The organism is Massilia hydrophila (genome assembly GCF_020208145.1).
Lineage (GTDB): Bacteria > Pseudomonadota > Gammaproteobacteria > Burkholderiales > Burkholderiaceae_D > Telluria > Telluria hydrophila.
The window spans coordinates 96,108-116,134 of record NZ_JAHYBX010000005.1 but is presented as its reverse complement, the minus strand read 5'-3'; the positions used below and the strand labels follow the sequence as shown (position 1 = coordinate 116,134).

Below are 20,027 nucleotides of genomic sequence, written 5' to 3'. Positions count from 1 at the left end.
GCCACATGGCCGCGCCGCGCGTCAGGCGCGCGCCGTCCCGGTATCACCCTTGTCGTCCGCTTCACCCAGCATGTCGGCCACCATCTGGCGGGTGCCCGCATCCCAGTGCGCCAGCACGCGCTGCGGCACGCGGCCGAACACGGTGGCCAGGCCGCCGTCCTGCCAGCGGTGCAGGGCGAAGGCCGGCTCGCCCTGCTCCACCAGCGCCCGCCCATCCGGCTGCGCGGCCGCCATCGGCGCGAACGACAGGCTCAGGTCGGAGGACGACGAGGGACAGGTCACGACCAGCCGCCCGTGCCAGGGGAATACGCCCGCCAGATGCACGTGGCCGGTGCAGATGCCGGCCACGCTGGCCCCCTGCAGGGCCGCGTCGAGGCGGCCTATCCAGGGCTGGCCCGGCCCCGGATCGATCCAGGGCAGGCCGACATCGACCGGCGGATGGTGCAGGACGACCAGCGCCGGCGTCGCTCCCCCGGCCGCCAGCGTCCGGCGCAGCCACTCGGCGCGCTCGGCGCAGAAGGCGCCGCCATGGCGGCCTTCCTCGACGCTGTCGAGCAGCAGCACGCGCAGTCCGCCCGCATCGGCGACGCCTTGTACGTAGCCTTCCGTGAAATGGCTGTCGCCGAACACGGCGCGGAAAGGCGCGCGGCGGTCGTGGTTGCCGAGCGCGAAGCGCACCGGCCCCGGCCAGGCCGCCAGCGCCTGCGCGAGCTGGCGGTAGCTGTCGATGTGTCCGTCGTCGGCCAGGTCGCCGCTCAGCACCAAGAGGTCCGGGGGCGGATGCATGGCGCACAGGTGCGCGAGCACGCGATTGAAGCGCGCCAGGTTCGGATGGCCCGGATCGGCATGCAGGTGCAGGTCGGTGACTTGTGCGATCAGCATGCCGTTCTCCTGTTGTTGGCCGAAGATGCCCTAGCCGCGGATCCGTGCCACCAGCTTGCTGGTCGAGCGGTCGTGCTGGAAGTCGATCGCGACCGCCCGCCCGCCGTAGGCCAGCACCGCCTGCCCTTCCGGGATGCGGGTCATGTCGTAGTCGCCGCCCTTGGCATAGATCTCCGGGCGGCTTTCGAGCACCACTTCGAGGGCGGTGTCCTCGTCGAAGTCCACCACCAGGCTGACCGACTCCAGCGCGGCCAGCACCGCCATCCGGTCGGCCAGGGTATTCAGCGGACGCTCGTCGCCCTTGCCGAGGCGCTTCACGGAAGCGTCGGTATTGGCCGCCACCACCAGCGAGGCGCCCAGTTCGCGCGCCTGCGCCAGGTAGGTCACGTGGCCGCGGTGCAGGATGTCGAACACCCCGTTGGTCAGGACCACGGGCTTGGGCAGCAGGGCGATGCGCGCGGCCAGTTCGGCGCGGGTGCAGATCTTGTTTTCGAATGCGGGCATGGTTGTATTGGATAGGCTGGTTCAGGTGGCAGGACTGTCGTCCTGCGCTTCTTCTTCGATCGCCATCGACAGCGCGGGCGCCTTGCCCGCGCCGTCCGGCCCCTGGCGCTCGCCGGAGAGCTTGATCTGCAGGCGCAGGCCGTTGGCCGAATCGGCATTGCGGATCGCTTCGTCGTAGCCGATATGGCCGCGGTTATACAGCTCGTACAGGGCCTGGTCGAAGGTGCACATGCCGAGTTCGCGCGACTTGTGCATGATTTCCTTGATGTTCTGGAAGTTCCCCTTCAGGATCATCTCGCCGATGGTTGGGGTGTTCAGCAGGATCTCGATGGCCGCCTTGCGGCCCTTGCCGTCCTCGAGGCGCACCAGGCGCTGCGAGACCACCGCGCGCAGGTTCGACGACAGGTCCATCAGCAGCTGGTTGCGCCGTTCTTCGGGGAAGAAGTTGATGATGCGGTCCAGGGTCTGGTTGGCATTGTTGGCATGCAGGGTGCCCAGGCACAGGTGGCCGGTCTCGGCGAAGGCGATTGCGTGTTCCATGGTCTCGGTGTCGCGGATTTCGCCGATCAGGATCACGTCCGGCGCCTGGCGCAGCGTGTTCTTCAGGGCGTTGTGCCAGGAATGGGTGTCGACCCCGACCTCGCGGTGCGTGACCAGGCAGTTCTTGTTCTTGTGGACGTACTCGACCGGGTCTTCGACCGTGATGATGTGGCCGTGCGAGTTGCTGTTGCGGTAGTCGATCATGGCCGCCAGCGTGGTGGACTTGCCGGAACCGGTGCCGCCGACCACCAGCACCAGGCCACGCTTGGTCATCACCACGTCCTTCAGCACCTCGGGCAGGTCGAGCTTGTCGAAGCTCGGGATCTCGGAGGCGATGGTGCGCACCACCATGCCCACGCTCTGCTGCTGTACGAAGACGTTGACGCGGAAGCGGCACACGCCGGGCAGCGAGATCGCGAAGTTGCACTCCATCTCGGCCTCGAATTCAAGACGCTGGCGCTCGTTCATCAGGGACAGGGCCAGGGCGCGCGTGACCTCGCCGCTCAGGCGCTGCTGGCTCAGGGGCTTCATGGCCCCCTGGTGCTTCATGCTGGGCGGGAAATCGCTGGAAATGAACAGGTCGGAGCCGCCCTGCTGGTGCATGACCGTCAACAACTTGTGGATATAGGCCTGGGCTTGCTCCGGACCGAAGGTGGACGACATGGCTACCTCGCAAGGACGCAGGCGAAAATCCTGCATGGCAATTATATAGGCTAACATTCAGGCTAACCGCCAGGCTGATCGTGACACCCGCAATCTGGCATGGCAAGACAAATCCTGGCTGACGAAAAGCCAACAATGTGTCAGGATGGCGGTAGAACAGCCGTGCATCCTGTACTAGAGACCCTATGACACTGACCGAGCTGAAATACATCGTCGCCGTCGCGCGCGCCAGGCACTTCGGGCATGCGGCGGAAGCCTGCTTCGTTGCCCAGCCTACCCTTTCCGTCGCGATCCGGAAACTCGAGGACGAGCTCGGGGTGACCCTGTTCGAGCGGGGCGGATCGGAAGTCTCCGTGACCCCGCTGGGCGCCCAGATCGTGGCCCAGGCCGAGCGCGTGCTGGAGCAGACCGCCGCCATCAAGGAACTGGCCAAGCAGAACAAGGACCCGCTCGCCGGCCCCCTGCGCCTGGGCGTGATCTACACGATTGGTCCTTATCTTCTTCCTCCGCTGGTGAAACGCCTGATCGACACCGTGCCGCAGATGCCGCTGGTGCTGCAGGAGAACTACACCCACAAACTGCTGGAACTGCTGCGCCAGGGCGAACTCGACGCCGCCATCGTGGCGCTGCCGCTGCCGGAACATGGCATGTCGACCCAGACCCTGTACGACGAACCCTTCGTGGTGGCCATGCCGCGCTCGCATCCCTGGGCTGGACGCAGGGAAATCCCGGCCGACGACCTGAAGCTTGAAACCATGCTGCTGCTGGGCGCCGGCCACTGCTTCCGCGACCAGGTGCTGGAAGTATGCCCGGAGATGGCGCGCTACTCTTCCCCCGGCAACGGCATGCAGCGCACCTTCGAGGGCTCCTCGCTCGAGACCATCCGCCACATGGTGGCCAGCGGCATCGGCCTGACCGTGCTGCCGCGCGCCTCAGTGGCCGACATGCACGACCCCAATGGCCTGCTGACCTACGTCCCGTTCGCCGCGCCGGCGCCCTCGCGCCGGGTGGTGATCGTCTGGCGCAAGAGTTTTACCCGGCGCGCGGCGATCGACGCGGTGGCGCAGGCGGTGGGCGAATGCCGGCTGCCGGGGGTGGAGATGGTGACGCTGGAGGCCGCGGCCTGACATTCGCGAGGTCTGGCCAGGCTTCTTGAGCGAGCGCCAATCGATGGGCGTGCAGGCGAGTGAAAGTTAGGCGCGACGGATGCTGGTCACTCATACTGGATGCGACCCTGTGGAAGCGTTGTTGCCAGACTAGAGGATGCGCGATAGACCGACGTCATGGCTACCGAATCACGGCTGTGTACGCCTGCTGTCGACCCAAGGCTGCCATCAAGGTTCAGTAGATCACCAGGCCGCGGTAGTTCTCCGGCACGTCCATTCCTGGCCATTGATGGTCGTTCATCACTTTATTCCGACAAAACTTGTCAGCCACAAATTCTCCAGAGTTCACCTGTCGGCATGCCCACACGATGGTCGCTCTGTGCTGAAAATTGTCCCAAGCAGCAGCAGGCGGCACCTCATACTTTGGCAGCGCTACCCGGAACTCGCTCGCCTTCAAGAGCATGTCCGGGCGGTTTTGCACCGGACTCATCGATGCACTTGTGCACGCGGCAATTACCGGACCTAAAACGAGGAGACCCAGGTGCTTGATCATGTCTTGCTTACCTTTACAAGCCGGCCTTGCAACTGGAATCTTGCTAGCAGTATGATCACTCTTCAAACAACCGCTTCTGACTAGTTGCTGCCGCTCAGTGTAGCTAGCAATCGACCCGAAATAGACTTCTATTGGCCTGGCCATCCTTCGGCTTTCAGAGAAGCTTCCGTTGCTTCCTTGTCCCGCAGCTGCACCAGTAATGTTCCATTTAGCGTCGTACCGTTCAGACCCATGTACGATGTATGACCCGAGTCCTGCAGTCGGACGACTTGCATGCCTTTGTGCAGCATGGGAGTCAGCTCAATTCGACGCTGCTTGCCATCCGACATGGTAACGGTTTGTGTGTAGCTACCCGAGAACTCTGTTTCCAGGAATTTACCTGGAGTGAGCTTCTGTTTAACCTCAAAAACAGCTACCTCGAACGCCTTGCTCGACAGCTCTTTGGGAGCGGTATTCAAAGCGGCTATGGCGGACGGCAAATTGGAGGCAAAGAATCCCGCCGCGAAGCCAGCGAGCACACCCAAGACGGTTTTGAAGCGCGTCAATTTCACGAGAGGCCCCTTTTCTGATTAATGTTTTTTACGCCAAGGTATTAACAAAAATTATCAGCACTGGTACGAAGCAAGACTTGGAACATAGGCTCGCTTTATCACCGACAAACGACCGCTTCTGGCCGAAGCCGCTCGTTTAGCCCAGCATAGCAGGTCGCCAGGGCGGGAAATATCTCAGATTGTCATGACGGGAAGGAACCGACCCATACCGAACCTTGAGCAGCTAGCGGCTTCTCATCAGGTGGCGGACCAGCCGGCTACACTGTTTACTCCAATATCGACGCGGTGGCGCAAGCGGCCATACTCACCGTAACAGGCATTCTGGTTGGATGCGCTATTTCGCTACAAGCTTGAACCAGGTTCTGCCGTCACTTGCCGTGTCATCGGGTACTACCTGGAATACCGCATTTGTGCGCAACAGTGGCTGTTTGGCCGGCACAGGCGTGAAGTCTCCGTTGAATCGGCTGTGCCGCGCATAGTGGACCAGGCGACCGCGTTCCAGGAAAGCTAACGACATTTCGCCGTCGTCTGTCGACTCAAAAGGGATAAGACGAGCACAGTACTTCACCTGGATACGCAAGGTGTCGCAGACAGCGGTGCGCGGCGTGTAGGGAGCAAAAATATACACCTGTTCCCAATCGAATTTGGTAGCGTCGGCGAGACGAAGTTCCGTCGCATGCCGCGCCCGTACCAGTTCACCGATCGAGTGCCCAACTTCAGAGTCGTTCGAGCAGGCAACGACTGCCATCGCGAAACTACCCAACAGCAGAGCGTTCCTGTTTATCGCGTTTGATTGCCTCATCATTCACAGTCGATTTGTTTGTCGGAACCAAAACGGTCATTCGCATTCGCATCAGCAAGCTGTTGGGCGAGCCGACCGGCTCTCCCTGGCAGGATCATGCGGTCGGCGATAACCGGCGTAATGGCCGATACCAGGGGGTCTACTGTCCGCGTTGATCGTCACGGCCAGGGTAAACTAACTACCCCATTGCGGCTTGTACTAGCCCATCCGAGGCCACGGTGGAGGTGCGAAGTCGAGCGCGACATGTGCCGCCGTCACTTTCTCGAGGCGAATACCTGAGAGGTCTGCCAATTTTGCCAGGCCAGCAACGATCCGCCCGCTGCCGATATCCGACTACAAATGTTGACAGACATAAGGAACGCTGGACGGCATACTTGCGCTTTTTCTGCAGCAATGCGAATCCGTCCTTATACAAAAGGAGAGCAACGCGCTCTTCTAGGCATCTTTCAATCGTCGGTCCACAGACTGGCCAGCCGTGACTATACTGCCGAGCAGATCATGGCATGGGCTCCGCATGTGCTGGATGCCGCATCTCTGCAGTCGTGGGATAGCCGGATCGACGCCAATCGACCATGGGTGGTTGAGATCAATGGTCAACCAGTGGCCTTCGCCGACCTACAGCAGACAGGTTATATCGACCAGTTTTTCGTGGCACCGGATTTTTCCGGCCAAGGTGTCGGAGGTGCCCTGATGCGGCACCTGCTCGAACGTGCCTCAGCCTACCGCATGCCTGCACTGTTTTCCCATGTCAGCCTGACTGCACAAGCATTCTTCGCGCATTTCGGTTTTCAGATCGAGCAAGAGCGGATGCCTGTCGTGCGGGGAGTCGCGCTCCGGAATGCCTTGATGCGCAAGACGCTGGCTGGGGACTGAGCCATTCGACGGTGTTCAGTCGCTTCGTTCGCTTTTAGCCGGTCTCGGCCGCTCATTGCAGGGCCGCTGTCGACCGCCGCAGACGTTGAATTGGGCTTGCAAGGCCAGCGCTTGGCCGGCAGCAGCCTTGCCAAGCGCCTGCTGCGCCCGAACAATAAGTACAAAGCAACCAATTCGCGCCAAATGAGACCGCAGCAGCTGGGCGAGTGCTTGCGCCCAGCTACCGCTAAGGGTTCATCGGTCTGACAGTCTTACTTCTTGACCTCGACAGAGGCCAGTTGCCTGTTCTGCTCGTCCAGCCAGGTTTTCAACGGTGCAAAATACTCCAGCAACGCGGAACCGTCGATCCTGTCTTCGCCCGTAGCCGCCTTCAGTGCCTCCTGCCAGGGCTTGCTCGCTCCCATTTCCAGCAGGGCCTGCAGCTTGGCGCCCGCCTTCTGGCTGCCATAGATCGAGCATTGATGCAGGGGTCCCTTGTAGCCAGCCTCCGCGCACAGGGAACGGTGCAGCTGGAACTGCAGGAGGTGGGCCAGGAAATAGCGTGCGTACGGTACGTCGGCCGCCACATGGTACTTTGCGCCGGCATCGAAACCGCCTGCGGTCATCGGCGCCGGGCGGCTCACGCCCATGTACTGCTCGCGCAGCTGCCACCAGGTCTTGTCGTAGTCTTCAGGCTTGACCTTGCCCGCATACACATCCCAGCGCCATTTGTCGACCGAATAGGCAAACGGCAGGAAGGCCACCTTGGACAGGGCCACCTGCAGCAGTTCGCCGATGTCGGCGTTCGGCTCCGGTGCCTTGTCCATGAAGCCCAGCTGCCGGTAGTAGCTTGGCGTCATCGACAGCGCGACCGTGTCACCGATGGCTTCGTGGAAACCATCGTTGGCGCCGTTCTGGAACAGGATCGGCTGCTGCTTGTAGGCCAGCTGGTAATAGGTGTGGCCCAGCTCGTGGTGGATGACCTTGAAGTCTTCGGCGGTCGGCCTGATGCACATCTTGATGCGCACGTCGTCCAGGCGGTCCAGGCTCCAGGCCGATGCATGGCACACCACCTCGCGGTCGGCCGGCTTGGTCAGCAGGGAACGCGTCCAGAAGGTCGCCGGCAGCTTCGGCATGCCGAGCGAGGTGTAGAACCGCTCGGCGTACTGCGTCATTTCCTTGGCCGAGGTGTTGCGCTCGACCAGCACGGGGCTCAGGTCGAAGCTGCTGGCGCCGGTCACCGGCTTGAGCAGCGGATAGATGTGCTGCCAGTCCTGGCTCCACATATTGCCAAACAGATGGGCCGGCACCGGGCCGCTGGCCGGCACCACAGCCGCTCCGTAGGTTTGGCGCAACTTCAGGCGGGTGTAGGTATGCAGCGATTCGTACAGCGGCTTGACCTGCTGCCACATGCGCTCCATCTCGGCGGCGAATTGCTCGGGCTTCATGTCGTACTGCGAGCGCCACAGGGCGCCCGTGTCGGCGAATCCCATTTCCCGCGCACCCTTATTGGACAGCGTCACGTAGTCGACATAGGTCTGCTTGTAGCCACGGGCCTGCTGGTGCCAGCCTGTCCAGGCGTCCAGGAGCTTGGCCGGATCACGGCTCGTGGCGAGGATCTTTTCCAGCTCGCCCAGTGCGAGGCAGCTGTCCTGCGCTCCGCTTGGGCAGTACTTGGCCTTGCCGTAGGCGCCGGACAGGATCGCCTGCTTGCCCGCGTAGTCGGCGCGCTCCTTCGGATCCGACAGCATCAGCGTCAGCTGCAGCAGCTTGAGCTTGCGCGCCGCGTCGTCCTTGAGCTTGAGGCCGTTGTACCGGCGTGCTGCCAGGGCCGCTTCGCCCTGCGAGTTCAAGGCCTTCTCGCCGAAATAGGCGGCGATCGCTTCGGTGTCGTCGGTGATGAAATTGGCGCCGATCCATTGGGCACGAACGATGTTCTCGTATTCGTTCGCGAAGCGCGCTTCGGTGGCCGATATGAATTTCTCGGCTTCTGCGACAGTCGGTTTCGCTTTCGGTGCCGCCAGCGCGTTGGTGGCAGCGGCAATGGCGCTCAGCGCGAACAGCGTGGCGGGGCGGGATAGGCGTGGCAGTTTCAAACTTGTCTCCTTTGTTGGACGGGCCGGCATTGTTGTACAAGGTTGCCAACAGTATAGCCAAGCGCTGCCGTTGCAAAGAAATTTCGGCCGATTCACGCCTTTGTGTGGCGCACTGTCAGCTCGACCATACTAGGCCGGTGCTTATCCGGAACCCAGCCAGGGGTCGCGCCCCCCATGAGGCGATTAAGTCGCGGGATCCCACAACAACGCAAGCGCAAGCGCGGCCAAGGTGACCGGTTCGCGCAATGCATTGCCGGATGCTGGACGCCACAGGCGGGGCGTCGGGCCATTGAGTTCGATGGCACCGACCGCTTTCCCGTCATGTTTGAATACGTACCCGATTGGTGCCTCGAGCGGGAGCGATGAGCCGCGCACCTCGTGGACCGATTGCACCTCGAGCGTGGTTCCCCCCATGGCGAACTGACCGCGACGCTCGGCTTTCATCGTCAGGCTCACTACGGGGGCATTCATCTTGAGCTGCGCGCTTCGCGCCCCACGCCATTCGCAGTCGAACGAGAACGGTTTTGCGCTGGCTGCCATGGCCTTCCACGTCACCTCGACCAGCTTGCCGCTGCAGGCGGCTTCGGTGCGACTGCCATCCGCGAGCGCGAGCGAGTAGCGCGTCGAGGCACTGCTCCAGTTCACCACAGAGAACAGATCGACGCGATCGCGCCCGCGGCTGAAGGTGCCCGTTTCCGGGGACAGCGAGAAGCTACCATTGCGCCACCCTCCAAGGCCCTGCACGGTTTCAACACGTTCTGCCGCAATCGATGGGGGGAGGCGCATTTCCGCGGCGGGCAGGCCGGCGCAACCAGTCAACACGACTGGAAAAGCGGCAAACAAAGCGAGGAATGAAATGCGCAGCATGAGGATTGGTCGGCAGGATTTACATGAAGAAAAATTATAGCGACGGTGGTTGACCCAATTGTCGTCATTTTGTCATGATCGTTGCGTAACAAGCCTAGCCATAAACGTCCGCTCGTGCCCGATGGCAGACGCCAGCTCAGTGTACGAAGTTGACGCCAACAGAGCGAGCAGGAGGTTTCATCAGGCGCTCCCGCGCTGCCTGCGAACAGGCGTATCGGCGGTCCTTGCCTGGTCTGGACGCGTGGGCGGCAGAGCCGCCCACCCTACGGCTGCTGGCCCGCACTGGGCGGCAGGCGCGCCAGCTGGCGGTCGAGGGCGTTGGCGAAGCGCTGGCGGTCCGCCTGGCTGAAAGCGGCCGGCCCGCCTGTATCCACGCCGCTGCCGCGCAGTTCTTCCATGAAGGCGCGCATCGTCAGCTGCTGGGCGATGGTGTCGCGCGTGTACCAGTCGCCGCGCGGATTGAGCGGCAGGCCGCCCTTGTCCAGCACCTGGGCCGCGAGCGGGATGTCGGCAGTGACCACGATGTCGCCCTCCCCCACGCGCGCCACGATCTCGGCATCGGCCGCATCGGCGCCGGCCGGCACCTGCAGCGCGCGGATGAAGCGCGAGCCCGGCACCCGCACCAGCTGGTTGGCCACCAGCGTCAACTGCAGCTGGCGGCGCTCCGCCACACGGAACAGGATGTCCTTGATCACACCCGGACAGGCATCGGCATCGACCCAGATTTGCATGGCGTAGAAAATGAGCTGGTGAAAACGGGCCGATTGTAGCGCGGCCCGCCGCCCCTTACATTTGTGGACAGCTTTACGACACATGCGCGACGATTGCAGACAGCTCGGCGGCGCGGACTCTTCTAGACTTCCGGTTTCGATCAACCGTCTACCGTCCGCCGCCATGTCCACCGCCGCTTCCATCCTGTCCCGCCCACCCCGCGCGCACCGTCCGCACCGCCTGGGCGCCGCGCTGGCGCTTGCCATCCTGCTTGCCGGCTGCGGCGGCGGCGGTGGCGGTAGTGGCACCAGTGGCGGCCCGGCGCCCGGCGATCCGTCGCCGCCGCGCGCCCTGGTGGACCTGCGCGTGCCCGCGGCGGCCCTGGTCAAGCTGCGCAGCAGCGGCCAGGTATGGGCGGCACTGCTCGAAAAACCGCATCCGTTCATGGACGTGGTCGTCATGGAGCGCAGCCTGCGCGCCGCCCATGCCGACGGCACCGCCCTGTACACCTGGACGCCGCCGGCCGGCTGGACCCTGGTCGACTTCGCCCTGCACCCGGACGGCCAGGCCACCGTGGTCCTGTCCAACGAGGCCAGCCTGCGCCTGCTGCGCCTGGACGGCGCCGGCCGTACCCTGCACAGCCTCGACCTGCGCGACCCCCAGGTAGCCCAGGACCGCTACTACGGCGACGCCAACTCGGTGCGCGACCGCGCCGCCATGGCGCCCTGGAAGACGCGCGATGCGGCGCGCCTGGCGGCCATCGGCGACGGCGTCGGCCTGGTGATCCGCGCCGGTTCGAACAACGTGGTCGCCTACCGCTTCGAGCTCGAAGGCGGCGCCTTGCGCCAGCGCTGGCGCACCCTGGTCGAGCCAGGCGTGCACCTGGACGCGCAGCATCCCACCTCGGGCAGCTTCGATCCCTTCGAGGGACTGGAAAACCACTGGCAGGTGTTCATGGATGCCGATGCCGGCGGGCGGATGGCGGTCGGCGTGCTCGCGTCTGGCCGCAGCGGGGTGGCCGCCGGGCATGGCGCCTGGTTCGGCGAGGCGGCGCCGGCCGGCTTCACCGATGGCGTCCTGCTCACCGTGCTCGAGGCCAACGGCCAGCGCCAGCGCACGGTCTTCGTCGACAACCGCAGCAAGTCGGAACTGCATGCGATCGCCTGGAGCGGCGACAGCGTGCTGCTGGGCGGACGTGTGCGCAGCAGCCGTCCGGACGACGCCGCCGGCTGGGATGGCTGGGTGGCGCAGGTGGAGCCGGCCACCGGCCGCGTCCCGGTCCAGCGCCTGCTCGACATCGACCGCGGCGACGCCGTGCTCGGCCTGCTGCCGCTGGCCGATGGCGCGGTGCTGGTGGCCGGCACCACTGGCTATACCCAGAACCCGAATGGCGAAAGCGTGTCCGAGACCAGCGCCCCGCTGCTGGCGCGCCTGCAGCTGGCTACCGGTGCGCTCAGCCGCATCACCGTTCCGGCCGGCCCGCGCGGCAACCAGGTGCGCGCCCTGGCCCGGCTGGGCGCGAACTGGCTGGTGGGCAGCAGCGAGAACCTGCCGGGCACGCACTCGGCCGACGCCGACCCGCGCCTGGTCACTGCCGACAGCGTGGTGCGCGAACGCGTACCGTCCAACTGAGGCGGCAGCACGCCGCGCCCGCAAAAGCTTTAGAATCGCTGTCTTCTGCTCAACAGTTCTTGCTAGCCAAGAGAAGACGATTCATGAACAAGCTGGCGCTCTACTTCCGCCTGGTCCGGGCCGACAAGCCGATCGGCATCCTGCTGCTGCTGTGGCCCACCCTGTGGGCGCTGTGGATGGCGTCAAGCGGGGTGCCCGACCTGCAGGTGCTGCTCATCTTCGTGCTCGGCACCGCGCTGATGCGTTCCGCCGGCTGCGCCATCAACGACTACGCCGACCGCGACTTCGACAAGCACGTCAAGCGCACTGTCGACCGTCCGCTTACCAGCGGCAAGATCCGCGCCTGGGAAGCGGTGATGGTGGCAGCGGTGCTGGCCTTCGTCTCCTTCCTGCTGATCCTGCCGCTCAACGCCCTGACCAAGCAGCTGTCGGTGGCGGCCCTGGTGGTGGCCGCCACCTATCCCTACTTCAAGCGCTTCTTCGCCATTCCCCAGGCCTACCTGGGCATCGCCTTCGGCTTCGGCATCCCGATGGCCTTCGCCGCCGTGCAGGACACGGTGCCGGCGGTGGCCTGGTGGCTGCTGCTGGCGAACGTGTTCTGGGCCGTGGCCTACGATACCGAATACGCGATGGTGGACCGCGACGACGACCTGAAGATCGGCATCCGCACCTCGGCCATCACCTTCGGGCGCTTCGACGTGGCCGCCGTCATGCTGTGCTACGGCGCCGCGCTGGCGATCGACCTGGTGTGCGGCTGGTACCTCGGCCTGCGCTGGATCTTCGTGGCCGGCGTCGCCGTCGCCGCCGGCATCGCCCTCTACCACTACACCCTGATCCGCGGACGCGAGCGCAATGCCTGCTTCCATGCCTTCCGCCACAACAACTGGCTGGGCGCCGCACTGTTCAGCGGTGTCGCACTTGATTATGCATTCAGGTAATATTGCACAAAAAGCATTCACCCCACCTTTGAGGAGGCCCCACCATGATGGAAAAGATCCCGACCCAAACCGGAACCCGCGAACAGCTGCTGTCCGACCTGAAGAGCGTGATCCACGACGCCGAAGTCTGGCTGCGCAACGGCGGCCAGCTGACCGGTGACGAACTGAAGGCTGCCAAGGCCAAGTTCGAACAGACCTTATCTTCCGCCAAGGAAAGCCTGGGCGAATACCAGCACACCGTGGTCGAGAAGACCAAGGAAGCGGCGCGCGTGACCGACGAATACGTGCACGAGAACCCATGGAAGTCGGTGGGCCTGGGCGCCGCGGTGGGCGTCGTGATCGGCATGCTGATCGCGCGTCGCTGAGATGAGCATCACGGCGGCAGTGAGAAGGATCGGGGCCGACGTGCTCGACCTGGCGCGCACGCGCCTCGAGCTGGCCGCCATCGAACTGCAGGAAGGCGCGCACCGCCTGTTCGGCTACCTCGGCTGGGCCATCGCGGCCGCGCTGTGCGGGCTGTACGCGCTGGGGCTGGTCATCCTGTTCGTGCTGGTGCTGTTCTGGGACACGCACCGGCTGGCGGCGGTGGGCGGCATGGCTGTCCTGTTCATCCTCGCCACCTTGTTCGCGGCGCTCAAGCTGCGCACCGGCCTGGCCCAGCGTCCACCGATGCTGCCGGCCACGCTGGCGGAACTGCGCAAGGATGCGGCGGCGCTGAAGGGAGAGCAGGACGATGCCATCCAAGCTTGATACCCTGGCGGCGCGCCGCGCGGCCCTGGTGGAACGCTGCGCCGACCAGCGCGCGCAACTGGCGCAGGAAGTGGCGCAGCTGTCCTCGCCGCGGACGCTGGGACTGATCCCGGCCTATGCGGCGCGCCACAGGAAGACCGCGCTGGTCGTGGCCGGCGTCGCCGCCGGCCTGTTCCTCACCCGGCCGAAATGGGCGGTGGGCAGCGTGACAGCGGTGGTGTCGGCCTACAAGTTCGCGCAGAAGCTGCTGCCCGTGCTGGGGTGGAAGGGCTTCGAGATCCATTGACGGCCCGGCGCCGCGCGCGCCGGCCGTTTTTCCGTTCTTACCGGGCCGGGGCCGCCGCCGGCGGCGGCATCGGGCTCAGTTCCTGCGACCAGATCACGGCCGCGATCTTCCAGCCGGCCTCGGTCCGCACCATCTGCCAGCTCTCCTTGCCCCAGTTCTGCTTGCGCCCGTCGGACAGGAAACTATAGTCGAACCACACCTGGGCCACGTCGCCATCGCTGTCGATGCGCAGGTTGGCAAAGGTTTCCTCGCTGCGCTCGCGCTCCGCGACGATCGATTCGATGAACGCGCGCGGACTACTGCTGAAGACCTTGGGCGGACGACGCAGGGCAGGATTCGGCCGGTTTGCATAGAGCATGTCGATGCTCTTGTCCGCCGTGACGCCCGACCAGGTGATGTCTTCCTTCAGGAACAGCTTGAGGAAGGCCTCCTTGTCCTTGTTGATGATCGCGTTGCGGAACACTTCCACCACGCGCGCGATCTCTTGCTCGGCCTGTTGCCTGGGCGCGGCCGGGCTGGCCTGCGCGGCCTGCGCGGCTTGGGGTGACAGCAGGTGCAGGGCCAGGGCGAAAGCCAGGGCGGTCGGTCGTTTCATGCTCGTTCCTGTCGAAACTTCCGAGTATAGGAGCACGGCCGCGCGATAATCTCGCCAAATGTCACGCCTGGCGCCGGGCCTTGTCAGTCCTTGCCCAGCTCGTCCCCGAGCGCGCGCCCACGATCGGCCGCGGCCTTCATCGCCGCCACGATCGCTTCCTTCACCCCCGCAGCTTCCATGCTGCTGATCGCCGCGTGCGTGGTGCCGCCTTTCGAGGTCACGCGCTGGCGCAGCACCTCCACCGCCTCGTCCGACTGCGCCGCCAGCTGGGCCGCACCGGTAAAGGTGGCCAGCGCCAGCTGCCGGCCCTGCTGCGCATCCAGACCCATCTCGCGCGCCGCCTGCTGCATCGCTTCCAGGAAGTAGAAGACGTAGGCCGGGCCGCTGCCCGAGACCGCCGTCACCGGATCGATCAGCGCCTCGTCGTCGAGCCAGACGGTGGGCCCGACCGCGCGCATCACCGCATCCGCGGCCGCGCGGCCGGCCGCGTCCACGCCGGATCCGGCCACCATGCCGGTGATCCCCATCCCGATCAGCGCCGGGGTGTTCGGCATGGCGCGCACGATGGCACCATAGCCGCCCAGCCAGCGCGCCAGGGCCGCGATGCGGATGCCGGCGGCAATCGACAGCAGCAGCGGACGCCGGCCGAGATGGGGCCGCAGGGCCGCCGCCACCTCGCGCATCTGCTGCGGCTTCACGGCCAGCACCACCACTTCCGCCGCCTCCAGCGCTTCCGGCGCCGCATCGATGGCCGCCGCCGTGCCCACGCCGTGGCGGCTGGCCAGGCGCGCGCGCGCCTCCGGGTCCGGGTCCACCACGTGGATGCCGGCGTGGGCAGCCAGGCCAGCAATCAGGGCCGAGGCCATGTTGCCGCCGCCGATAAACGCAATCTTCATGTCCTGTTCCTTGTGAATCATTCGTAGTGGCGGGCGCCGAAGATGGCGCTGCCGATGCGCACGATGGTGGCGCCTTCGGCCACCGCGGCGGCCAGGTCGCCCGACATTCCCATCGACAGCGTGTCCAGGTCCAGGCCGTCGGCACGCAGGCGCTCGTACAGCGCGCGCAGGCGCGCAAATGCGGCGCGCTGCCGTGCCGGGTCGCTGCTCGCTTCGGGAATCGCCATCAGGCCGCGCAGGCGCAGGTTCGGCAGGCGCGCCACTTCGCGCGCCAGCGCCGGTACTTCCGCTTCGCTGGCGCCGCTCTTGCTGGTCTCGCCGCTGATGTTCACCTGCAGGCAGATGTGGAGCGGACCGCGCTCCGGCGGGCGCTGCTCGGACAGGCGCTGGGCGATCTTCAGGCGCTCCACCGTGTGCACCCAGTCGAAATGGGCGGCAATGGGACGCGTTTTGTTGCTCTGGATCGGGCCGATGAAATGCCAGGCCAGTACGATGTCGGCATTGTCTGGTTGCAGACGCGCAACTTCCTGCATCTTGTCGAGCGCTTCCTGCAGGTAGTTCTCGCCAAAGGCGCGTTGTCCGGCAGCGATCGCTTCAAGCACGGCTTCGGCCGGAAACGTCTTGGAAACGGCCAGCAACTGCACCGTCTCGCGGGGGCGACCGCTGGCTGCGCAGGCGGCCCCGATTGTCGCTTCGACAGCTTGCAAGTTCGCAGCGATTGTGGACATAATGATTTTCTGTAGGAAATATTTTGAGTCGGGACGAGGTCTTTCCCCGCTTTACTCACGCTAACGGGATTATAAGACAATGGACATTTCGGAATTACTCGCCTTCTCGGTCAAGAACAAGGCCTCGGACCTGCACCTTTCGGCTGGCTTGCCGCCCATGATCCGCGTCCACGGCGACGTGCGCCGCATCAACCTGCCGCCGCTGGAGCACAAGGACGTGCACGGCATGATCTATGACATCATGAACGACGGCCAGCGCAAGCAGTACGAAGAAGTGCTGGAGTGCGACTTCTCGTTCGCGATTCCGGGCCTGGCGCGTTTCCGTGTCAACGCCTTCAACCAGGAACGCGGCGCCTCCGCGGTGCTGCGCACGATCCCGTCCAAGATCCTGTCGCTGGAAGAACTGAACGCGCCGAAGATCTTCGCCGAGCTGGCCCTGCGCCCGCGTGGCCTGGTGCTGGTGACCGGCCCCACCGGCTCCGGCAAGTCGACCACGCTGGCCGCGATGGTCAACCACCTGAACGAGAACGAGTACGGCCACATCCTCACCATCGAGGACCCGATCGAGTTCGTGCACGACTCCAAGAAGTGCCTGATCAACCAGCGCGAAGTCGGCCCGCACACCCTGTCCTTCAACAACGCGCTGCGCTCGGCCCTGCGCGAAGACCCGGATGCGATCCTGGTGGGCGAGCTGCGCGACCTGGAAACCATCCGCCTGGCGCTGTCGGCCGCGGAGACCGGCCACCTGGTGTTCGGCACCCTGCACACGTCCTCGGCGGCCAAGACCATCGACCGCATCGTCGACGTGTTCCCGGCCGAGGAAAAGGAAATGGTGCGCGCGATGCTGTCGGAATCGCTGCAGGCCGTCATTTCGCAGACCCTGCTCAAGACCAAGGATGGCTCGGGCCGCGTGGCCGCGCACGAGATCATGATCGGCACCCCGGCGATCCGCAACCTGATCCGCGAAGCGAAGATCGCGCAGATGTATTCCGCCATCCAGACCGGCAGCAACGTCGGCATGCAGACGCTCGACCAGAACCTGACCGACCTGGTGCGCCGCAACGTGATCTCGAGCAGCGCCGCCCGCGCCGCCGCCAAGATCCCTGACAACTTCCCGGGTTGAGCAAGATGGCGATGGAACGCGACCAGGCGACCAAGTTCATGTTCGACCTGCTGCGCCTGATGGTCAGCAAGGGCGGCTCCGACCTGTTCATCACGGCCGGCTTCCCGCCGGCCATGAAAATCGACGGCAAGATGACGCCGGTGTCGAGCCAGGCCCTGAGCAGCGGCCACACGGCCGACCTGGCGCGCGCCATCATGAACGACAAGCAGGCCGCCGGCTTCGAACTGACCAAGGAATCGAACTTCGCGATCAGCCCGGGCGACCTGGGACGCTTCCGCGTCTCGGCCTTCATGCAGATGGGCTGCGTGGGCATGGTGCTGCGCGTGATCACCACCACCATTCCGAAATTCGAGGAGCTCGACCTGCCGGAAACCCTGAAGGACGTGATCATGACCAAGCGCGGCCTGGTGATCATGGTCGGCGCCACCGGCTCCGGCAAATCGACCACGCTGGCCGCGATGGTCGGCTACCGCAACGAGAACAGCCACGGCCACATCATCACCATCGAGGACCCGGTGGAATTCGTCCACCCGCACCGCAACTGCGTGATCACCCAGCGTGAAGTGGGCGTGGACACCGACAGCTTCGAGGCGGCGCTGAAGAACTCCCTGCGCCAGGCGCCGGACGTGATCCAGATCGGCGAGATCCGCGACCGCGAGACCATGGAACACGCGATCGCCTTCGCCGAGACCGGGCACCTGTGCCTGGCCACGCTGCACGCCAACAGTTCCAACCAGGCGCTCGACCGCATCATCAACTTCTTCCCCGAAGAGCGTCGCCAGCAGCTCCTGATGGACCTGTCGCTGAACATGAAGGGCCTGATCTCGCAGCGCCTGATTCCGAAGAAGGAAGCCAAGGGCCGGGTGGTGGCAATGGAGATCCTGCTGAACTCCCCGCTCATCTCCGACCTGATCTTCAAGGGCGACGTGCACGAGATCAAGGAGATCATGAAGAAGTCGCGCGAGCTGGGCATGCAGACCTTCGACCAGGCCCTGTTCGACCTGTACGAGGCCGACAAGATCTCGTACGAGGATGCGCTGCGCAATGCGGACTCGGTAAACGACCTGCGCCTGAACATCAAGCTCAACAGCAAGCACGCGAAGAACCGCGATTTTTCCAGCGGGATGGACCACCTCGGGATCGTCTGAACGGCGCCGCCGTGCTGGCGGGACGGGCGGCCGTGCGCCGGCACCGTTGCGTTTGCGCTAAAGTGGACGCTCACGGAGGAAAACCACAGGGTGAGAGTCCACGACGATTCGCCGTCTCCCGGCGAGCTGATCCCCATTACCGAAGTCGAACGCCAGACCGGCATCGGCCAGTCCACCTTGCGAATGTGGGAAAAGCGTTACGGCTTTCCCCAGCCGCTGCGTGATCGCAATGGCAACCGCGTGTATCCGGCAGGCCAGGTCGAGCGCCTGCACGCGGTGCGCCGGCTGATCGACCAGGGCGAGCGGCCGGGCAAGATTTTCTCCGGCACGCTGGTCTTCGACGCGGCCGTCCGGAGAACGCCTTCCGCGAGCCGCCCGCCTCCTCCCCGTCACTGCAGCGAAGTGTTCACCCTGCTGCGCGCCTATCGCCTGTCCGAGCTGCACGGACTGTTCCAGCACCGGCTGCTGGACCTGGGCCTGCGCCGTTTCGTCATCGATTTCCTGGCTCCCCTCTCGACCGAGGTCGGCCTGGCGTGGAGCCGGGGAGAGCTGGCGATCCGCCACGAACACATGTTCTCCCAACTGGCGACCTCGGCGTTGCATGCCCGGCAGGCCACCGTGCGTGCGGCGGGCGACGGCCGTCCGCGGGTCGTGCTGGCCGCTCTGAGCGGGGAGAGCCATACGCTCGGTGCCCTGATGGCCGAAGCGGTGATGGCCTCGCTCGGCATGCAATGCTTCCAGCTTGGCGCCGACCTGCCGCCGCAGGAAGTGGCCGCGGCGGCCAGAGAGACCGGCGCCGACATCGTTGCGCTGTCGTTCAGCGCATATTTTCCGCACAGGAGCCTGGTCCGCATGACGTCGGCACTGCGCGGCATCCTGCCGTCCGGGTCCGCGCTGTGGATTGGCGGCGAGGGGGTACGGGGGGCAGGGATGCTGGTTGCGGGAATCGACGGCTTCGACAGCCTCGAGGACATCGAGCCTGCCCTGCAGCGCTGGCGCGACAGCATCCTGCCGAAAACAGGGCTGGAACGGCAGGCGCTCTAAGCCCCTGGGCAAACCGTCGCGTCCATACAACATCCCCGGCGATGATGGCGCCGCTAGGCGGGCGCATTTGTCTTGCACGAGAATGCGCGTAGCTATCGGAACTGCCGATTCAGCCCATCCAGAAACAGTCTGTGCAGCACAAAGCTGGCGACTCGACAATTTATTGGTTCGAACCCAAGCATGTTTCCCATTGGAATGGAAATGCTGCGCTGATATTGTTCACTCCAGACCCGGCGTTTGCCAGTCGTTTTGGATCACATTATGAGCATCAAGGAAACAAGTTTGGAAGCGCTCGCCTTCCGCCTGGGCGAGCAGGAGTATGGCGTCGACATCCTGAAGGTGCAGGAGATCCGCAACCACGATCGCGTCACCCGGCTCGCCAACGCCCCCTGTTTCATCCAGGGCGTCGTCAACCTGCGCGGCCGCATCGTGCCGATCGTCGACTTGCGCCTGCACTTCGGGATCAACGCCCGCGCTGGCGAGCACCTGGCGGTCGTGATCGTGCTGAACATCGCCGGCCACGTCATCGGCATGGTGGTCGACAGCGTCTCCGACGTGGTCCGGCTCGCACCCGACGACATCCGCCCCGCACCGGCGCTGGGCACGGCTTTCGATACCGACTTCCTGCTCGGCCTTGGCACGATCGAGGAAAGGATGCTGATCCTGCTCGACATCGAGCGCCTGATGTCGTCGGAAGAACTCGGCCTTGTCACGCGTCTCGCCGCCTGACCCCTACCGCACCGCAACCGTAACCGTAATT

The 20,027-nt window shown here is 64.8% G+C and carries 23 protein-coding genes; 11 read left to right on the top strand and 12 right to left on the bottom strand.

The features are described from left to right. Positions 1 to 21: 21 nt before the first annotated feature. From LE190_RS13905 to LE190_RS13895, 3 genes are read right to left on the bottom strand one after another with little or no spacing between them, the layout of a single operon-like run. Positions 22 to 882 (bottom strand): metallophosphoesterase, encoded by an 861-nt coding sequence (locus tag LE190_RS13905; protein ID WP_225239260.1) that lies wholly within the window; start codon positions 880 to 882, stop codon positions 22 to 24. 30 nt (positions 883 to 912) lie between these two features. Beyond that, entirely contained in the window at positions 913 to 1,386 is a 474-nt protein-coding gene (locus LE190_RS13900; protein WP_225239259.1) for an adenylyltransferase/cytidyltransferase family protein, read from the bottom strand. Between the two features lie 21 nt (positions 1,387 to 1,407). Beyond that, the gene (locus LE190_RS13895) at positions 1,408 to 2,589 is read right to left on the bottom strand and encodes a PilT/PilU family type 4a pilus ATPase (RefSeq protein WP_225239258.1); all 1,182 of its coding nucleotides are present in this window, start codon (positions 2,587 to 2,589) and stop codon (positions 1,408 to 1,410) included. Between the two features lie 185 nt (positions 2,590 to 2,774). On the opposite strand from LE190_RS13895, the gene LE190_RS13890 reads away from it, so the two are divergent. Continuing rightward, the gene (locus LE190_RS13890; protein WP_224946171.1) at positions 2,775 to 3,716 is read left to right on the top strand and encodes a hydrogen peroxide-inducible genes activator; all 942 of its coding nucleotides are present in this window, start codon (positions 2,775 to 2,777) and stop codon (positions 3,714 to 3,716) included. A 214-nt stretch (positions 3,717 to 3,930) separates the two neighbouring features. Here the strand turns inward: LE190_RS13890 and LE190_RS13885 are convergent, their stop codons facing one another. The 3 genes from LE190_RS13885 to LE190_RS13875 all read right to left on the bottom strand — a co-directional run bounded on the left by LE190_RS13885 (position 3,931) and on the right by LE190_RS13875 (position 5,547). Next, positions 3,931 to 4,248 carry a hypothetical protein gene (locus tag LE190_RS13885; protein ID WP_225239257.1) on the bottom strand — a complete coding sequence of 106 codons (318 nt, stop codon included), beginning with the start codon at positions 4,246 to 4,248 and terminating at the stop codon, positions 3,931 to 3,933. A gap of 128 nt (positions 4,249 to 4,376) precedes the next feature. Beyond that, entirely contained in the window at positions 4,377 to 4,799 is a 423-nt protein-coding gene (locus tag LE190_RS13880; protein ID WP_225239256.1) for a hypothetical protein, read from the bottom strand. Positions 4,800 to 5,133: 334 nt separating this feature from the next. Then, positions 5,134 to 5,547, bottom strand: a complete 414-nt coding sequence (locus tag LE190_RS13875; RefSeq protein WP_225239255.1) for a hypothetical protein — start codon at positions 5,545 to 5,547, stop codon at positions 5,134 to 5,136. Between the two features lie 393 nt (positions 5,548 to 5,940). Between LE190_RS13875 and LE190_RS13870 the strand changes: the two genes are divergently transcribed. Further along, on the top strand, positions 5,941 to 6,474 hold the full coding sequence (locus LE190_RS13870) for a GNAT family N-acetyltransferase (RefSeq protein WP_307734708.1): 534 nt from the start codon (positions 5,941 to 5,943) through the stop codon (positions 6,472 to 6,474). A gap of 251 nt (positions 6,475 to 6,725) precedes the next feature. On the opposite strand, the gene LE190_RS13865 is transcribed toward LE190_RS13870, so the two are convergent. The 3 genes from LE190_RS13865 to LE190_RS13855 all read right to left on the bottom strand — a co-directional run bounded on the left by LE190_RS13865 (position 6,726) and on the right by LE190_RS13855 (position 10,147). Then, on the bottom strand, positions 6,726 to 8,549 hold the full coding sequence (locus tag LE190_RS13865) for a M2 family metallopeptidase (RefSeq protein ID WP_225239253.1): 1,824 nt from the start codon (positions 8,547 to 8,549) through the stop codon (positions 6,726 to 6,728). 183 nt (positions 8,550 to 8,732) lie between these two features. Continuing rightward, positions 8,733 to 9,416, bottom strand: coding sequence for a hypothetical protein (locus tag LE190_RS13860; protein ID WP_225239252.1), 684 nt, complete (start codon positions 9,414 to 9,416; stop codon positions 8,733 to 8,735). A gap of 263 nt (positions 9,417 to 9,679) precedes the next feature. Further along, positions 9,680 to 10,147: a YaiI/YqxD family protein gene (locus LE190_RS13855; RefSeq protein WP_225239251.1), complete on the bottom strand. Its 468-nt coding sequence runs from the start codon at positions 10,145 to 10,147 to the stop codon at positions 9,680 to 9,682. Positions 10,148 to 10,310: 163 nt separating this feature from the next. Here LE190_RS13855 and LE190_RS13850 point away from each other — a divergent pair, with 163 nt between their 5' ends. The 5 genes from LE190_RS13850 (at position 10,311) to LE190_RS13830 (ending at position 13,733) form a co-directional block, all read left to right on the top strand. After that, positions 10,311 to 11,759, top strand: coding sequence for a hypothetical protein (locus tag LE190_RS13850; RefSeq protein ID WP_225239250.1), 1,449 nt, complete (start codon positions 10,311 to 10,313; stop codon positions 11,757 to 11,759). Between the two features lie 83 nt (positions 11,760 to 11,842). After that, positions 11,843 to 12,697: a 4-hydroxybenzoate octaprenyltransferase gene (ubiA, locus tag LE190_RS13845; RefSeq protein ID WP_225239249.1), complete on the top strand. Its 855-nt coding sequence runs from the start codon at positions 11,843 to 11,845 to the stop codon at positions 12,695 to 12,697. Positions 12,698 to 12,741: 44 nt separating this feature from the next. Further along, a complete protein-coding gene (locus tag LE190_RS13840) occupies positions 12,742 to 13,062 on the top strand; it encodes an ElaB/YgaM/YqjD family protein (protein ID WP_224946177.1) in 321 nt (106 codons plus the stop codon). Between the two features lies 1 nt (position 13,063). Further along, positions 13,064 to 13,447, top strand: a complete 384-nt coding sequence (locus LE190_RS13835) for a phage holin family protein (RefSeq protein WP_225239248.1) — start codon at positions 13,064 to 13,066, stop codon at positions 13,445 to 13,447. After that, on the top strand, positions 13,431 to 13,733 hold the full coding sequence (locus tag LE190_RS13830) for a hypothetical protein (RefSeq protein ID WP_225239247.1): 303 nt from the start codon (positions 13,431 to 13,433) through the stop codon (positions 13,731 to 13,733). The genes LE190_RS13835 and LE190_RS13830 overlap by 17 nt, the downstream gene beginning before the upstream one ends. A gap of 37 nt (positions 13,734 to 13,770) precedes the next feature. Here the strand turns inward: LE190_RS13830 and LE190_RS13825 are convergent, their stop codons facing one another. The 3 genes from LE190_RS13825 to LE190_RS13815 all read right to left on the bottom strand — a co-directional run bounded on the left by LE190_RS13825 (position 13,771) and on the right by LE190_RS13815 (position 15,952). Continuing rightward, positions 13,771 to 14,328, bottom strand: a complete 558-nt coding sequence (locus tag LE190_RS13825) for a Cif family virulence factor (RefSeq protein WP_225239246.1) — start codon at positions 14,326 to 14,328, stop codon at positions 13,771 to 13,773. Positions 14,329 to 14,411: 83 nt separating this feature from the next. Then, entirely contained in the window at positions 14,412 to 15,224 is an 813-nt protein-coding gene (gene proC / locus LE190_RS13820) for a pyrroline-5-carboxylate reductase (protein ID WP_225239245.1), read from the bottom strand. Positions 15,225 to 15,241: 17 nt separating this feature from the next. Further along, positions 15,242 to 15,952, bottom strand: coding sequence for a YggS family pyridoxal phosphate-dependent enzyme (locus LE190_RS13815; protein WP_225239244.1), 711 nt, complete (start codon positions 15,950 to 15,952; stop codon positions 15,242 to 15,244). A 79-nt stretch (positions 15,953 to 16,031) separates the two neighbouring features. Here LE190_RS13815 and LE190_RS13810 point away from each other — a divergent pair, with 79 nt between their 5' ends. The 4 genes from LE190_RS13810 to LE190_RS13795 all read left to right on the top strand — a co-directional run bounded on the left by LE190_RS13810 (position 16,032) and on the right by LE190_RS13795 (position 19,996). After that, positions 16,032 to 17,075, top strand: coding sequence for a type IV pilus twitching motility protein PilT (locus tag LE190_RS13810; protein WP_224946183.1), 1,044 nt, complete (start codon positions 16,032 to 16,034; stop codon positions 17,073 to 17,075). An 11-nt stretch (positions 17,076 to 17,086) separates the two neighbouring features. After that, on the top strand, positions 17,087 to 18,223 hold the full coding sequence (locus LE190_RS13805) for a PilT/PilU family type 4a pilus ATPase (protein ID WP_225239243.1): 1,137 nt from the start codon (positions 17,087 to 17,089) through the stop codon (positions 18,221 to 18,223). 90 nt (positions 18,224 to 18,313) lie between these two features. Further along, positions 18,314 to 19,267, top strand: a complete 954-nt coding sequence (locus LE190_RS13800) for a MerR family transcriptional regulator (protein WP_225239242.1) — start codon at positions 18,314 to 18,316, stop codon at positions 19,265 to 19,267. 261 nt (positions 19,268 to 19,528) lie between these two features. Next, positions 19,529 to 19,996: a chemotaxis protein CheW gene (locus tag LE190_RS13795; RefSeq protein ID WP_225239241.1), complete on the top strand. Its 468-nt coding sequence runs from the start codon at positions 19,529 to 19,531 to the stop codon at positions 19,994 to 19,996. Positions 19,997 to 20,027 lie beyond the last annotated feature (31 nt).

What these genes read in the sequence shown, in the direction of transcription:
- LE190_RS13905 (WP_225239260.1), bottom strand. Translation starts at nt 882, where the DNA reads ATGCTGATCGCACAAGTCACCGACCTGCACCTGCATGCCGATCCGGGC.
- LE190_RS13900 (WP_225239259.1), bottom strand. Translation starts at nt 1,386, where the DNA reads ATGCCCGCATTCGAAAACAAGATCTGCACCCGCGCCGAACTGGCCGCG.
- LE190_RS13895 (WP_225239258.1), bottom strand. Translation starts at nt 2,589, where the DNA reads ATGTCGTCCACCTTCGGTCCGGAGCAAGCCCAGGCCTATATCCACAAG.
- LE190_RS13890 (WP_224946171.1), top strand. Translation starts at nt 2,775, where the DNA reads ATGACACTGACCGAGCTGAAATACATCGTCGCCGTCGCGCGCGCCAGG.
- LE190_RS13885 (WP_225239257.1), bottom strand. Translation starts at nt 4,248, where the DNA reads ATGATCAAGCACCTGGGTCTCCTCGTTTTAGGTCCGGTAATTGCCGCG.
- LE190_RS13875 (WP_225239255.1), bottom strand. Translation starts at nt 5,547, where the DNA reads ATGGCAGTCGTTGCCTGCTCGAACGACTCTGAAGTTGGGCACTCGATC.
- LE190_RS13870 (WP_307734708.1), top strand. Translation starts at nt 5,941, where the DNA reads ATGTTGACAGACATAAGGAACGCTGGACGGCATACTTGCGCTTTTTCT.
- LE190_RS13860 (WP_225239252.1), bottom strand. Translation starts at nt 9,416, where the DNA reads ATGCTGCGCATTTCATTCCTCGCTTTGTTTGCCGCTTTTCCAGTCGTG.
- LE190_RS13855 (WP_225239251.1), bottom strand. Translation starts at nt 10,147, where the DNA reads ATGCAAATCTGGGTCGATGCCGATGCCTGTCCGGGTGTGATCAAGGAC.
- LE190_RS13850 (WP_225239250.1), top strand. Translation starts at nt 10,311, where the DNA reads ATGTCCACCGCCGCTTCCATCCTGTCCCGCCCACCCCGCGCGCACCGT.
- ubiA (WP_225239249.1), top strand. Translation starts at nt 11,843, where the DNA reads ATGAACAAGCTGGCGCTCTACTTCCGCCTGGTCCGGGCCGACAAGCCG.
- LE190_RS13840 (WP_224946177.1), top strand. Translation starts at nt 12,742, where the DNA reads ATGATGGAAAAGATCCCGACCCAAACCGGAACCCGCGAACAGCTGCTG.
- LE190_RS13835 (WP_225239248.1), top strand. Translation starts at nt 13,064, where the DNA reads ATGAGCATCACGGCGGCAGTGAGAAGGATCGGGGCCGACGTGCTCGAC.
- LE190_RS13830 (WP_225239247.1), top strand. Translation starts at nt 13,431, where the DNA reads ATGCCATCCAAGCTTGATACCCTGGCGGCGCGCCGCGCGGCCCTGGTG.
- LE190_RS13825 (WP_225239246.1), bottom strand. Translation starts at nt 14,328, where the DNA reads ATGAAACGACCGACCGCCCTGGCTTTCGCCCTGGCCCTGCACCTGCTG.
- proC (WP_225239245.1), bottom strand. Translation starts at nt 15,224, where the DNA reads ATGAAGATTGCGTTTATCGGCGGCGGCAACATGGCCTCGGCCCTGATT.
- LE190_RS13815 (WP_225239244.1), bottom strand. Translation starts at nt 15,952, where the DNA reads ATGTCCACAATCGCTGCGAACTTGCAAGCTGTCGAAGCGACAATCGGG.
- LE190_RS13810 (WP_224946183.1), top strand. Translation starts at nt 16,032, where the DNA reads ATGGACATTTCGGAATTACTCGCCTTCTCGGTCAAGAACAAGGCCTCG.
- LE190_RS13805 (WP_225239243.1), top strand. Translation starts at nt 17,087, where the DNA reads ATGGAACGCGACCAGGCGACCAAGTTCATGTTCGACCTGCTGCGCCTG.
- LE190_RS13795 (WP_225239241.1), top strand. Translation starts at nt 19,529, where the DNA reads ATGAGCATCAAGGAAACAAGTTTGGAAGCGCTCGCCTTCCGCCTGGGC.